General features: G+C 44.1%; 15 protein-coding genes. 3 read left to right on the top strand and 12 right to left on the bottom strand.

From position 1 onward, the window contains the following. Positions 1-99: 99 nt before the first annotated feature. From trmD to LG34_RS17385, 7 genes are all read right to left on the bottom strand, one after another. Positions 100-834, bottom strand: a complete 735-nt coding sequence (trmD, locus tag LG34_RS11220; RefSeq protein WP_109216127.1) for a tRNA (guanosine(37)-N1)-methyltransferase TrmD — start codon at positions 832-834, stop codon at positions 100-102. A gap of 3 nt (positions 835-837) precedes the next feature. Continuing rightward, positions 838-1,347, bottom strand: coding sequence for a ribosome maturation factor RimM (gene rimM, locus LG34_RS11215; protein ID WP_109216126.1), 510 nt, complete (start codon positions 1,345-1,347; stop codon positions 838-840). Between the two features lie 54 nt (positions 1,348-1,401). After that, positions 1,402-1,632: a KH domain-containing protein gene (locus tag LG34_RS11210; RefSeq protein WP_109216125.1), complete on the bottom strand. Its 231-nt coding sequence runs from the start codon at positions 1,630-1,632 to the stop codon at positions 1,402-1,404. Positions 1,633-1,653: 21 nt separating this feature from the next. After that, positions 1,654-1,899: a 30S ribosomal protein S16 gene (rpsP, locus tag LG34_RS11205; protein ID WP_109216124.1), complete on the bottom strand. Its 246-nt coding sequence runs from the start codon at positions 1,897-1,899 to the stop codon at positions 1,654-1,656. A gap of 50 nt (positions 1,900-1,949) precedes the next feature. Beyond that, positions 1,950-3,305 carry a signal recognition particle protein gene (gene ffh / locus LG34_RS11200; RefSeq protein ID WP_109216123.1) on the bottom strand — a complete coding sequence of 452 codons (1,356 nt, stop codon included), beginning with the start codon at positions 3,303-3,305 and terminating at the stop codon, positions 1,950-1,952. 2 nt (positions 3,306-3,307) lie between these two features. After that, complete coding sequence (ylxM, locus tag LG34_RS11195) at positions 3,308-3,652, bottom strand: YlxM family DNA-binding protein (protein ID WP_109216122.1); 345 nt, start codon at positions 3,650-3,652, stop codon at positions 3,308-3,310. A 233-nt stretch (positions 3,653-3,885) separates the two neighbouring features. Then, entirely contained in the window at positions 3,886-4,068 is a 183-nt protein-coding gene (locus LG34_RS17385; RefSeq protein ID WP_109216121.1) for a helix-turn-helix domain-containing protein, read from the bottom strand. A gap of 230 nt (positions 4,069-4,298) precedes the next feature. On the opposite strand from LG34_RS17385, the gene LG34_RS11185 reads away from it, so the two are divergent. The 3 genes from LG34_RS11185 (at position 4,299) to LG34_RS11175 (ending at position 6,923) form a co-directional block, all read left to right on the top strand. After that, complete coding sequence (locus tag LG34_RS11185; protein WP_109216120.1) at positions 4,299-5,144, top strand: transporter substrate-binding domain-containing protein; 846 nt, start codon at positions 4,299-4,301, stop codon at positions 5,142-5,144. A gap of 291 nt (positions 5,145-5,435) precedes the next feature. Continuing rightward, positions 5,436-6,119 carry an amino acid ABC transporter permease gene (locus LG34_RS11180; protein ID WP_109216119.1) on the top strand — a complete coding sequence of 228 codons (684 nt, stop codon included), beginning with the start codon at positions 5,436-5,438 and terminating at the stop codon, positions 6,117-6,119. 15 nt (positions 6,120-6,134) lie between these two features. Beyond that, positions 6,135-6,923 carry an amino acid ABC transporter ATP-binding protein gene (locus LG34_RS11175; RefSeq protein WP_109216118.1) on the top strand — a complete coding sequence of 263 codons (789 nt, stop codon included), beginning with the start codon at positions 6,135-6,137 and terminating at the stop codon, positions 6,921-6,923. A gap of 334 nt (positions 6,924-7,257) precedes the next feature. Here LG34_RS11175 and ilvA read toward each other — a convergent pair whose 3' ends face one another. The 5 genes from ilvA to acpP all read right to left on the bottom strand — a co-directional run bounded on the left by ilvA (position 7,258) and on the right by acpP (position 14,205). Next, a complete protein-coding gene (gene ilvA, locus LG34_RS11170) occupies positions 7,258-8,469 on the bottom strand; it encodes a threonine ammonia-lyase (RefSeq protein ID WP_109216129.1) in 1,212 nt (403 codons plus the stop codon). A 1-nt stretch (position 8,470) separates the two neighbouring features. After that, a complete protein-coding gene (gene ftsY, locus LG34_RS11165; protein WP_109216117.1) occupies positions 8,471-9,418 on the bottom strand; it encodes a signal recognition particle-docking protein FtsY in 948 nt (315 codons plus the stop codon). 150 nt (positions 9,419-9,568) lie between these two features. Then, the gene (gene smc / locus LG34_RS11160; protein WP_109216116.1) at positions 9,569-13,138 is read right to left on the bottom strand and encodes a chromosome segregation protein SMC; all 3,570 of its coding nucleotides are present in this window, start codon (positions 13,136-13,138) and stop codon (positions 9,569-9,571) included. Positions 13,139-13,200: 62 nt separating this feature from the next. Next, a complete protein-coding gene (rnc, locus tag LG34_RS11155) occupies positions 13,201-13,893 on the bottom strand; it encodes a ribonuclease III (RefSeq protein WP_109216115.1) in 693 nt (230 codons plus the stop codon). Positions 13,894-13,977: 84 nt separating this feature from the next. Then, positions 13,978-14,205 carry an acyl carrier protein gene (acpP, locus tag LG34_RS11150; RefSeq protein ID WP_109216114.1) on the bottom strand — a complete coding sequence of 76 codons (228 nt, stop codon included), beginning with the start codon at positions 14,203-14,205 and terminating at the stop codon, positions 13,978-13,980. Between the last annotated feature and the right edge of the window lie 14 nt (positions 14,206-14,219).

Here is a 14,219-nt window from a genome sequence, read left to right as displayed (position 1 = left end):
GTTCAAGTCGAACGCACGTGAGACTTGGTGCGTGATTCTGGTCAGCGCATGCTGACATCTTCTTTTTCTTTCAATCCTTACCTATTCAGCAAAAATTGTCTATTTTTCTTTTAATTCTTTTAAAATCTGCTTCACATCCGCTCTGGAAAGTTCTGCATCCTCCAAAAGCTCCGGTCGGTTGCGCAGTGTACGCAATACCGACTGCTCATGTCTCCATGCTTCCACCTTTTTATGATCGCCGGAAAGCAGCACCTTCGGCACTTCTTTTCCATTCCATTTTGCCGGGCGGCTGTATTGCGGATACTCCAGCAGACCGCCTTCTAACGACTCCGTAGAGCCGGATTCTTCATTGGTCAGTACACCCGGAACCATACGTGAAATCGCATCTACCATAACCATGGCAGGCAGTTCTCCTCCAGTCAGCACATAATCGCCAATGGACACGTAATCTGTCACGATTTCTTCCAGCACACGCTCATCCACGCCTTCATAATGTCCGCATAAAAAGATCAGATCCTCTTCTCTGGCATATTCCTTTGCCATGCCCTGCTCAAACACCCGTCCCTGCGGAGTCAGATAAATACAGCGCGGCTGATAGCCTACCTGATCCACAATGCTTTTCCAGGCATCGTAAATCGGCTGCGCCTGCATCACCATGCCAGCACCGCCGCCATACGGATAATCATCCACCTTTTTATGACGATCCTTTGTGAAATCACGGATATTAATTGTATTTATTTCAATCAGATTCTGCTCAATGGCATTTCCGATAATACTCGTATTCAATCCCTGCATCACCATGTCAGGAAATAATGTCAAAATATGAAATCTCATCGATTAATCCCTCAGTCCAGGCATCAGATAAACGGTCATCACCATCTGTTCCATATCAATGTCACGGATACAGTCTTTGATAGCCGGAAGTAATAACTGCTGTGCACCTTCCTGTTCTACCACATAAACATCGTTTGCTCCGGTCTGAAGCACATCTGTCAGTGTACCAAGTTCCTCGCCCTCTGTGGAAACCACGCGTATACCGATCATATCCGCGATAAAATATTCATCTTTCTGCAGTTTCACCGCATTTTCCCGTGTCACATACAGACTTTTTCCGCGAAAACGCTCCACTTCATTGATGTTCTGAAACTCCTTGAACTTCAGAATTACCATCTGTTTAAAAAATTTCACCTGGCAGATATGAAGTGTCATCCGTTCTTTTCCGGTGTCTAAAATGACCTCTTTCAGTTTTTTAAAACGTTTTACATCATCCGTGGTAGGAAATACTTTGACCTCCCCGGCGATTCCATGTGTGCTTGAAATCACACCTACCTGTAAAAATTCTTCCATGTTCTCCCTTTCAAAAAAGGGACATAGCTTAACACCATGTCCCTTGTCGCCTTTTTACTGTACGATCTCTACGATAACTTTTTTTTCCTCGCGAGATGCGGCAGCTTTCACAACAGAACGGATTGCTTTCGCAATTCTGCCCTGCTTACCGATCACTTTTCCCATGTCGGCCTGTGCAACATGCAGTTCCAGAACGGTTGCCCGGTCTTTCTCTGTCTCTGTTACAGTAACTTCCTCAGGATTGTCGACTAGTGATTTTGCAATTACTTCTACTAATTCTTTCATCACGTTTCCCTCACTAATCTATTATTTCTCGATACCAGCTGTTTTTAAAATTTTCTCAACTGTCTGTGTAGGCTGTGCTCCGTTTGCTAACCATTTTTTAGCTGCTTCCTCGTCTACGCGGATCTCAGACGGCTCTTTAGTCGGATCATAATATCCGATCTCCTCGATGAATCTACCATCTCTCGGGCTTCTGGAATCTGCTACTACGATTCTATAGAAAGGAGCTTTTTTCTGTCCCATTCTTCTTAATCTGATTTTAACTGCCATGTGTTTCACCTCCTCAAATTTCTACTTCACTGCGCATACGCGCTATATGGTTAAAAAGGAAACTTGAAATTTCCAAATTTACCGCCACGTTTACCTTTGCCCATCATGTTAGGCATCTGTTTCATCATCTTGCGTGCCTGCTCAAACTGTTTTACCAGTCGGTTGACTTCGCTGATATCCACACCGGCACCAGCCGCAATACGACGTTTTCTGCTTGGATTGATCAGGTTTGGATCCCCACGCTCCGCCGGAGTCATGGAATAAATGATTGCTTCAATTCGCGCCATCTTCTTCTCATCCATCGCATCTTCAATCTGTTTCATCTGTGCGCCGCCAATGCCCGGCATCATGCTTAAGACATTTGCGAAACCACCCATTTTCTTCATCTGGCTCATGGAATCCAGATAATCGTTAAATGTGAACTCTGCTTTCCGGAAACGTTTTTCCATATCAGCAGCTTTCTCATCATCGATCTCCGCCTGCGCTTTCTCGATCAGAGTAAGCACATCTCCCATACCAAGGATTCGGGAAGCCATTCGATCCGGGTAAAACTGTTCCAAATCTGAAAGTTTCTCACCCATACCTGCGTACAGGATTGGTTTTCCGGTTACGGCACGAATGGAAAGTGCTGCACCGCCTCGGGTATCGCCATCTAATTTTGTCAGGATCACACCGTCGATTCCGATTTTTTCATCAAAGGTGCTTGCCACATTGACTGCGTCCTGACCGGTCATGGCATCTACCACCAAAATGGTCTGTGCGACATCCACATTTTCTTTGAGCTCGATCAGCTCGTCCATCATATCTTCATCTACATGAAGTCGGCCAGCTGTATCAAGGATGATGATGTTGTTGCCGTTCTTTGCCGCATGCTCTACCGCTGCTTTTGCAATGTTGACCGGCTTGTGTCCGTCACCCATGGTAAATACTTCCACGCCCTGTTTTTCACCGTTGACCTGTAACTGCTGGATCGCAGCCGGACGATAAACGTCGCAGGCAACCAGAAGTGGTTTCTTTCCTTTGAGTTTGAACTTTCCTGCAAGTTTTGCAGTTGTCGTTGTTTTACCGGCACCCTGAAGACCAACCATCATAATGATCGTTGTCGCCTGTCCCGGACGAAGTTTGATCTCCGTTGTCTCTGAACCCATCAAGTTAACCATTTCCTCGTTAACGATCTTGATTACCATCTGTCCCGGATTCAGACCATTCATTACATCTGCACCAATCGCACGTTCCTGTACAGATTTCACAAACTGCTTTACTACTTTAAAGTTTACATCCGCTTCCAGCAAAGCCATCTTAACTTCCTTCAGTGCAGCCTTTACATCTGCTTCTGTCAGGCGACCTTTGCTTCGCAGGTTCTTAAATACGTTTTGCAGTTTTTCGGATAAGCTGTCAAATGCCATACTTATAATTCCTCCAAAATCCGTCCGGAGATCTGATTGATCTCCTCCATTGTCTGTGCAATACAGTCCTCTTTATAATGAAGCGAAAGATCACGAATCTTGGAAACATCTTCTTTTGTCTTCCAGAACCGCTCTACCAGATGAAGCTTTTCTTCATAACCGGCAAGGATCTTATCACATCTTTTTACCAGATCATGTACCCCCTGACGACTGATTCCCAATTCCTCAGCAATCTCGCTTAAAGACATATCGTTCAGCACAACATCTTCATATACATGTTTCTGATGCTCCGTGAGCAATTCTCCATAAAAATCATACAAAAAGACCTGACGTCCAATTTTCTCCATGTCAATCACCTTTGCTAGATTATCACACTTGTTTTACCCTGTCAAGTATTTTTTCTTTACACTTATATAATTTTTTCAAATATTCCCTGTACATAAATTGTACTCAATTCCAACACATGTGTTTCTACCTCTACTAAGATTATCTTTTCAGCAAAAAAGGACAGACACTAATATATACTTGCCCGTATATTTAAATGCCTGCCCCGTATTATTTTCACATCATCTGGTCATTTTTACCAGTTTTTCTTCTCAGATGCGCTGTTGTGATTGTTTTTTCTCTCCTCAACCATTTTCACGAACCACTCTACCATATTTGGATCCTGATGTGAGAAGAATGAATTGATCTGTTTGATCACTGCCGGTGGGGAAATATATAATTTTTCGGCGGATTTACTGAAACTTTCTGCCTCTACCACGCATAAAAAAGTATCAAGCTGGGATTATACATCATCTGTATTCGTCTCCTTTACCCTTATTTCTAACCAAATATTTCTTATAATTATAGCTTTATAGCTTTTCACACAAATATCATCAATAAAATGAATGGTTTATAAAACTTTTTCATTTTCCCCTTGACTTTAGCATGGTAAATTGATAACATGGTAGCATGTTCATACAAAGAATTACCAGAGGAGAGAGAAAAAAGATGAAAAAGAAATTATTAGCACTCGTTCTTGCTGCAGGTATGGTAGCTTCCATGGCTGCATGCGGAAATACAAACAGCAACGGATCTGCTTCCGCAGATAACAGCAAAGACACTTCTGCCGCAGCAGAAAGCACAGACAGCGATCTGGCTTATGTCAAAGACAAAGGTACTTTAGTTGTAGGTATCACAGACTTTGAGCCGATGGATTATCAGGATGAAAACGGAAACTGGATCGGATTTGACGCTGATCTCGCATCTGCTTTTGCTGAAAGCCTTGGCGTTGATGTTGAATTTGTAGAAATTGACTGGGATAACAAAATCCTTGAGTTAGATGGCAAAACAATCGACTGTGTATGGAACGGTATGACATTAACCGATGAAGTAACAAGCTCCATGTCCTGCACAAACGCTTACTGCAACAATGCGCAGGTAGTCGTTGTTCCTTCTGATGTTGCTGACCAGTATCAGGATACAGACAGTTTAAAAGACCTGACATTTGCAGTTGAGTCCGGAAGTGCCGGTGAAACACAGGCTCAGGAACTTGGCTTAAATTACACAGCTGTAACTGCTCAGTCTGACGCATTAATGGAAGTTGCCGCAGGTACTTCCGATGCTGCTATCATCGATTCCCTGATGGCTGCCGCAATGGTTGGTGAAGGTACCGGTTATACAAACCTGACATACACCATCGGCTTAAACGATGAGGAATATGGTGTTGGTTTCAGAAAAGGTTCTGACCTGACAGAAGAATTAAATAACTTTTTCAAATCCAGCTATGCTGACGGTTCCATGGAGCAGATTGCTGAAAAATACGGTGTACAGGCTGCAGTTGTTGAGCAGAAATAATCCTGTTTAGCCCAGCGGATATTCGCAATTCGCTTATACTACTTGCTCATAACCAAATACCACTTCGTGGCTCTATTTGGTTAAATACTTGTTTTGTTGAGAAATATTTGTTTGTTGAGATTTGTAAAAATAAATAGTGTTTTTTAATTTAAGACAGAGAGCGGAGTTTCCGCTCTTTGTTGCGCATAAAAATATACAGTTCACAGGCTTCTTCATACAAGCCTGATCGTGATCCATATAATATATGATACGTGAGCTGTACCAAAATACTTAGAGAAAGCAGGAACTATCATGGATTTTTCACAGCAGCTGCCGATCGTCATTCATTCCTTAAACGTCGGCTTTTTACAGACATTAAAACTTTTTGCAATCACCCTAATCGGTGCATGTCCGCTTGGTCTTGCAATCTGTTTCGGTTCCATGTCCCGCATCAAACCGGTCAGTGCCTTTTTTAAACTTCTGATCTGGGTTGTCCGCGGTACCCCTCTGATGATCCAGTTACTGATCATCTACTTTTTTCCGGGACTCGTATTACATAACCCAATCTGGGGCGGCGGCGAAACCGGCCGTTTCCTCGCAGCATCCGTCTCCTTCATTTTGAACTACGCTTGCTACTTCTCCGAAATCTACCGCGGTGGTATTCAGAGCGTACCGGTAGGACAGGAAGAAGCCGGCCTGGTTCTGGGCATGACAAAATCCCAGATTTTCTTCCGGGTTAAATTATTACAGATGGTAAAAAGAATCATTCCGCCAATGTCAAACGAAATCCTGACACTGGTAAAAGATACTTCTCTTGCACGTATCATTGCACTGCAGGAAATCATCTGGGCAGGACAGGCATTTATGAAAGGATCTCAGGGTATTTCCGGACAGATCTGGCCACTGTTCTTCACCGCTATCTACTATCTCGTTTTCAACGGTATTCTGACAGTGGTACTTGGAAAATTAGAAAAGAAACTGGATTATTTCAGATAAAAGGAGAAACTGATCATGAAAATTTTAGAGACAGAACATATATGCAAATCCTTTGGGCAGACCGAAGTACTGAAAGATATCAGCTTTTCTCTGGAAGAAAGCCAGGTACTTTCTATTATTGGTTCTTCCGGAAGTGGAAAAACAACGCTCCTGCGCTGTCTGAACTTTTTAGAGCACCCGGACAAGGGAATTATCCGTGTCAAAGATAAAACCGTTTTTGATGCAGCAAATCCGGTTACCATGCAGGATGCGGAAATTCGTAAAAACCGTCTGCATTTCGGTCTCGTTTTTCAGTCCTTTAATCTCTTTCCTCAATATACTGCGCTGAAAAACGTTATGCTTGCAAAGGAGCTACTTGCAAAAGAACGCCCGGATTATAAAGCTCGTAAAAAAGAAATCCATGATGAAATCGAAACTCAGGCAGTCGGACTTTTAAAACAGATGGGACTTTCCGAACGAATCAATAACTACCCGCATCAGCTGTCTGGTGGACAATGTCAGCGTGTTGCGATTGCCCGTGCACTGGCGATGCAGCCGGATATTCTGTGCTTTGATGAGCCGACTTCTGCTCTTGACCCGGAGCTGACTGGCGAAGTATTGAAAGTTATCAAAGAACTGGCAGAAACCAAAACAACTATGGTAATTGTAACACATGAGATGGCATTTGCCCGGGATGTGGCAGATCAGGTTATTTTCATGGATGATGGGTATATACTTGAGCAAGGTGATCCTTATCAGGTATTTGAGCATCCGAAGGAAGAGAGAACACGGCAGTTTTTGTCCCGGTTCCACGAAAACGATTAAAATCTTGTTTAGGGTGGCTTAAAATTTACTATTTAGGTTTTTATAGGAACTCCTGGAATTTTGTCTCAGTCGCTAGCAATCGCTCCTTGAGAAAAAATTCCAGGAGTTCTTTATCTACACAGTGAATTTTGTAAATTTTTACGCCACCCTGCACTTCGTGCCACCGCAAAGCGGCCAGCCCGCCAAATTGTATGGTTTATAATTCACAAAACGTAAATGGCGCCAGTCAGACAATCTTTCCTTGGCAAGCGATTGTTAGCTGCAAAGGTAAGATTGATGACTGGCGCCTTCACTAACTCAATTTTTTAAACCACACAATTACCCGAACCGGAACTTATAAAACCGCCTGAATCACTTTCGGATCATAACCCGCTTCGCGCAGTGCCGCAATAATCTGTTTCTTATGTTCTGTACCAAATGCTTCCATCGTGATTCGAATCTCTACAGCCGCATTTCTGTTGGATGATACAAACTGGTTATGATCCAGTTTGATCACATTGGCCTGTACGCCTGCTACAACACCTGCAACTCTGCACAGTTCGCCCGGTTTATCCGGAAGCTGAATGGATACGGTAAAGATACGATCACGCAGGATCAGACCTTTCTGTACAACGGAAGACATGGTGATAACATCCATATTTCCACCACTCAGGATAGATACAACCCGTTTATTTTTCACATTCAGATGTTTCAGTGCTGCTACTGTCAGCAGACCGGAGTTTTCTACGATCATCTTATGATTCTCTACCATATCAAGGAATGCTACAATAAGCTCATCATCGTGAACAGTAATGATGTCATCCAGATTTTCCTGAATATATGGGAAAATTTTAGTTCCCGGAGTTTTTACAGCAGTACCATCTGCAATGGTATTTATCTGCGGTAATGTTACTACTTCTCCAGCTTCCAGAGATGCCTGCATGCAGTTTGCACCCGCCGGCTCTACACCAATGACTTTGATCTTCGGATTTAACAGTTTTGCCAGTGTGGATACACCGGTTGCAAGTCCGCCGCCACCAATCGGCACCAGAATATACTCTACTAACGGAAGTTCCTGGAAAATCTCCATTGCGATAGTTCCCTGACCGGTTGCTACTGCCGGATCATCAAACGGATGGATGAATGTATATCCGTGCTCTTCTGCCAGCTCGTATGCTTTTGCACAAGCCTCATCGTATACATCTCCGTACAGAACGACCTCTGCACCATAGCTCTTAGTACGGTTTACTTTGATCAGCGGTGTTGTGGTCGGCATTACGATGGTTGCCTTTGCACCATAACGTTTTGCAGCATAAGCCACACCCTGTGCATGATTTCCTGCGGATGCAGTGATCAGACCACGCTGACGTTCTTCCTCTGACAGTGTGCTGATCTTGTAATAAGCACCACGTACTTTGTATGCGCCGGTAAACTGCATGTTTTCCGGTTTCAGATATACTTTATTGCCGGTCTGCTCACTTAAATACTCACTGTAAACCAGCTTTGTTTCCTGTGTTACTTTTTTGACGATTTCACTGGCTTCCTCAAAACGATCCAGTGTCAACATTTCACTCATTTACGCTCTCCTTCTGAAACAACGCATCTACAAACTGATCCGCATCAAATTTCTGCAGATCATCGATGCTCTCTCCTACACCAATATATTTTACCGGAATGCCAAGTTCGGAATGGATTGCAACGGCAATACCTCCCTTGGCAGTTCCGTCCATCTTGGTCAAAACAATACCTGTGATCTCGGCAGCTTCACTGAACTGCTTTGCCTGAACCAGCGCATTCTGTCCGGTGGTGGCATCCAAGACTACTAATGTCTCACGATATGCCTCCGGATATTCCTTTTCCAGAATACGGTTGATCTTCTTCAGCTCTTCCATCAGGTTTTTCTTGTTGTGCAGACGTCCTGCGGTATCACACAATAACACATCTGCTTTACGGGCTTTCGCTGCCTGTACCGCATCATATACGACAGATCCCGGATCAGATCCTTCCTGTCCACCAACGATTTCTACGCCAGCACGGTTTGCCCACTCAGTCAGCTGTTCTCCGGCTGCGGCACGGAAGGTATCAGCAGCACCCAAAATTACTTTTTTGCCCTGGTTTTTCAGTTTTCCGGCTAATTTTCCAATGGTTGTTGTCTTTCCAACACCATTTACGCCGATTACCAGAACAACGGATTTTTCTTCTTCAAAACGATATGCAGTATCACCCACATACATCTGCTCTTTGATACTGTTGATCAGCAGCTCCCGGCAGTCTGCCGGTTCTTTGATGTGGTTTTCTTTTACTTTCTGCTTCAGATTTTCGATAATTTCCTCTGTGGCACGGATTCCGATATCACCCATGACAAGGATTTCTTCTAATTCCTCATAAAAATCGTCATCGATATGGGAAAATCCGCTAAAAATAGAATCAAATCCGGACACGATATTGTCACGGGTCTTAGTCAGTCCGCTGACTAAACGCTTAAAAAAGCCTTTTTTCTCTTTTCCTTCTGCCATACGTCTCTTCCTCCCTCAAATATAGTTGAAATCAAATTTTCTTTGTTCGTTCTTATAATAATTATCTGCAAATTATTTTCTCACAAAAAACAATCGTACTTTGCAATACTTCAAATCCAGAAATGCTCTTGACACTCTTACTTTGAATTCTTATGCATCCAATTCTTTTTCAATCAGGTTTACAGAAACCAGTGCAGACACACCTTTCTCCTGCATGGTGATACCATACAGACGGTCTGCCGCCGTCATTGTTCCACGTCGGTGGGTAATGACAATAAACTGTGTATTTTTTGTCAGCTTATGCAGATAATTTGCAAAACGGTCAACGTTGGAATCATCCAGCGCCGCCTCAATCTCATCCAACAGACAAAACGGTGACGGTTTTAAGTTCTGGATGGCAAAAAGCAGCGCAATGGCGGTCAGCGCTTTCTCTCCGCCGGAAAGCTGCATCATATTCTGCAGTTTCTTTCCAGGCGGCTGTGCAATGATTCGGATGCCGCATTCCAGAATATCCTTGGTTTCTTCCTCGCCGGTCAGTTCCAGAGAACCTTTTCCGCCGCCAAACAGCTCCTTAAAGGTTTTATCAAACGCTGTCTGAATATCCGCAAATTTCTCTGCAAACTGCTTACGCATTCCCTCATCCAGATCCGTAATGATCTTCTCCAGACTTGCTTTTGCTTCCTCCAGATCCGCATGCTGTGCATGTAAGAACTCATAACGCTCGGAAACTTCCTTGTACTCCTCAATGGCATTGACATTGACATTTCCAAGCTTGCGGATCTCGTTTCGGATCTCTGCGATCTGTTTTTTCAGATCCGATACATTGATCTCTTCCGGAACTTCCTGCTCTTTTGCCGCATGATAGGTGATCTCATATTCTTCCCACATGTAGTTATTCAGGGATTCCTGTGCATTTTCCGTCTTTTCTTTCTGCTGGTTCAGTCGGAACATCTCTTTGTCCAGATTGCTCATAATCTGGGAGAGTTCTTCCCGCTGGGTAAAGAAAGATTTCTGTTCTGCCAGCATCGTCTCTTTTTCCCCACGGATAGCAGCTAACTTTTCATCCAGTTCTGTCTTCTGCTGAACGGTCTCTTCTGACTGCTCCTGCAGCTGTCTGATCTGGGCTTCCCGTTCTTCAATGACAGTTTCACTGTTGGCACTGTCATGCAAAATCTGCGCTTTTTCCTGTTCCAGACGGCGGATTTCCTCCGCGATTCGCTGGATATTCTGCTGCTGGAAGGATTTCTGCTGCTGTTTCTGTGCAATCTCAAGTAAAATCTCATTCAGATCCTGCGATACGCTCTCGATCTCAAGATTTTTATTTTCCACCTGCTGAGCCAATGTCTTATTCTGCTCTGTAATCTCATTTTCCTGGTTTACAGACAGCTGCATCTGCTCTGCCATCTGCTCCTGCTCTGCATTCCATGCAGTTTTATCCGCATCAATTTTTGCGATTTCTTCATGAATACCGGCGTAGGCAGCTTCCTGTTTTTCCTGCTGCTCACGGATGTGTCCGGTCTCCATTTCCAGAGTATTTTTATGTAAATATGCCTGCTGCAGATTGACCTGCAGTTCCTCGTAATCGTCTTTCAAAAGCGCATTTGCCGTCTTGACATCTTCCATACGGTTGCGGATTTCCTGCGCCTGCTCCCGATATTCTGCGATCTGTTTTTCCAGCACTTCAATTTCACGATTTCGTCCAAGCAGATTGCTGTTGTTACGGAACGCACCACCTGTCATGGAACCGCCCGGCTGCAGAGACTCACCCTCCAGCGTCACAATACGCAGAGAATAGCAAAATTTTCGTGCCACATTCACTGCATGCTCAATGGTATCCATTACCAGCACACGTCCAAGCAGATGTCCGGCAACGCCTTCGTACTGTGGCTCCGTATGCACCAGACTGCTTGCAATTCCGATAACCCCTGTTTCGCCAAGTGCTTTTTCCGCCTGCACATGTTCCGGTGCAGACACACTGGTCAATGGTAAAAATGTGGCACGGCCATAACGGTTCTTCTTCAGATATTCGATCATCTGGCGGGCCGTATCCTCGTTATCAGTTACGATATTTTGGATACTTCCGCCTAAAGCAGTTTCAATAGCTGTCTCATACCGCTTGTCCACCTTGATCAGATCCGCAATAACACCGTGAATTCCCGGCGTTTCTTCTTTGCGCTCCATGATGCGCCGAATGCTGTTTCCATAGCCGTCATAACGCTCTGCGATATTGCGCAAAGATTCCAGACGGGAACTGTCCTTATGGAACTGCTCCTTGTACTGATCCATCTTTCCACGCAGTTCTTCAAACTGTTGCCGCCAGTTATTTCGTTTCTGCTCAATAGAAGTCTTTTCTTCTTCCATGGAAACAATGTTTTCTTTCAGTTCTGCCAGCTCTTTTTCCTGCTTCTGCAGCAAACCACTGACATCATTTCCGCCGCTTTTCTGTTCCAGCAGCTCTTTATTTAACTGCGCCCGGTGGATAGAAGCCTGCTCCTGCATGGTTTTCAGACGCTGCTGCTCTGCTTTCATGGAAGCACGGGCATTCAGCAGTCGTAAAATCTCTGCTTTGCCGTCTTCAATTCGCTGTTCCATAGCGGCTGTTTCTTTTCGCAGATTCTCCAGACGTTCCGTTAAAGTTGTCTTTTTCTGCTCCGTCTCCCGGATTTTTTCTTCCAGTTCCGCCTGCTGACCACTGTACTCCTCACCGGATTTTCTCTGACGCTCTATATCAACCTCCAGCGCTTCAATACGACTTTTCACATGTTCTTCATTCTGCTGCGCCGTATGGATCTGCTCCCGCAATACGTTGATCTGACCTTCCAGTTTTTCTCTGGAAACACCGGTTTCATTCATACGCTGCTGCAACACACTGATCTGTTCATCCGCTTTTGCAACATTTTCTTCCAGTTCTTCATATCTGGCTTTTGCTTTTTCAAAATTCTGTGTCGCTTCCTGCTGCTGATGCTCCGTAATGCCACATTTCTGCTCCAATTCCCGCAGATCTGCATTCATACGGTTCATCTCAAATAAAAACAGATTTCGATCACAGTTTTTTAATTCTTCTTTTTTCTTCAGATAAATTTTGGCATGCTCTGCCTGACGCTCCAACGGTCCTACCTGCCGTTCCAACTCTGACAAAATATCGTTGACACGCACCAGATTCTGCTGTTCGTCTTCCAGTTTTTTCAACGCCGTTGCTTTTCTTCGCTTGAATTTTACAATTCCAGCAGCCTCATCAAACAATTCACGACGTTCTTCCGGTTTTCCACTCAGGATCTTATCGATCTGTCCCTGACCGATGATAGAATATCCCTCTTTACCAATACCGGTATCATAAAAAAGTTCATTGACGTCCTTCAGACGACATTGTGTGCCGTTAATCAGATACTCACTCTCACCGGAACGATACACCCGTCGCGCCACCGTCACTTCATTATAATCCAGAGGAAGCTTGTGATCGGAGTTATCTAACGTAATCGCCACATAAGCAAAACTCACCGGTTTTCGGTTCTCCGTTCCTGCAAAAATAACATCCTGCATACTGGAACTTCGCAGCTGTTTTACCTTCTGCTCACCAAGCACCCAGCGCACCGCATCCGCAACGTTACTTTTTCCACTTCCGTTCGGACCTACGATACCGGTAATTCCGTTATGAAACTCAAATACAATTTTATTGGCAAAGGATTTAAAACCGTGTACCTCGATTGATTTAAGATACATACATTCCTCCGTTTACTCTTTCGATACGTTCAAAATCTCACCTTTGATTCTGCGTGTATCCCTTACTTGTCCTTCTTTCTCAACGCCAGAATTGCCTGATATGCAGCTTCCTGTTCTGCTGCTTTCTTTGTATGACCTTCCCCGCAGCCGTAGCTCTTATTTCCAATGCGGGCTTCCACGGTATAGTTCTTGTTGTGATCCGGACCACTCTCATCTACCAGCACATACTCCAGCTTTCCGCTATGCTCATCTCCCTGCACGATTTCCTGCAGGATAGTCTTGCTATCATAAAAGAGCTGCATATGCTCTACATTATTCAGCACAAAACGGTGAATAAACTCTTTTGCATTAGCAAAACCACCATCCAGATAAATAGCTCCGATAATTGCCTCAAATGCATCTGACAAAATAGATTTTCTCTTTCTGCCGCCAGTCTGATCCTCGCCTTTTCCAAGGAAAAGATAATCTCCCAGATTCAGTGCTCTGGTACAAAAGGCCAATGTCTGCTCACATACAATACTTGCACGCACACGGGTCAGTTCTCCCTCCGGCACATCTGTATGCTCATGATATAAAAAGTCACTGGTTACAATTTCCAGAACTGCATCGCCCAGAAACTCCAGACGCTCATTGTCGGATAATTTTTTCATCCGATGCTCATTAGCATAAGAACTGTGCATCAACGCCTGACGAAGCAGACCTTCCTGCTGAAACTGATAACCGATTTTCTCCTGAAACTCTTTGATCTGTTCCATTTTTTCCTCCTGTTTAATCCACAAATGGATGCTGCTGCAAAAATACTCACTGCAACAGCATCCATTTTCTTGTTATACTGATTCTTACAATGCTTTCTTAATCTGCTCTACAGCATCGCCAACAGTTGTGATTTTTTCTGCTTCTTCTGTCGGAATCTCAATCTCAAACTCTTCCTCGATTGCCATAATAATCTGGAAAATATCCAAGGAATCTGCTCCAAGATCATCCACAAAAGTAGTCTCTTCTGTAATACCGTCAGCATCAATGCTTAACACTTCGCTGATGATATTTTTGATTTTATCAAACTCCATGATACAAATCCTCC

Origin of the sequence: Eubacterium ramulus (assembly GCF_003122485.1) — a bacterium.
GTDB lineage: Bacteria > Bacillota > Clostridia > Lachnospirales > Lachnospiraceae > Eubacterium_I > Eubacterium_I ramulus_A.
Note: the sequence above shows the minus strand (reverse complement) of the source record. Positions and strands in the feature narration are given on the sequence as shown.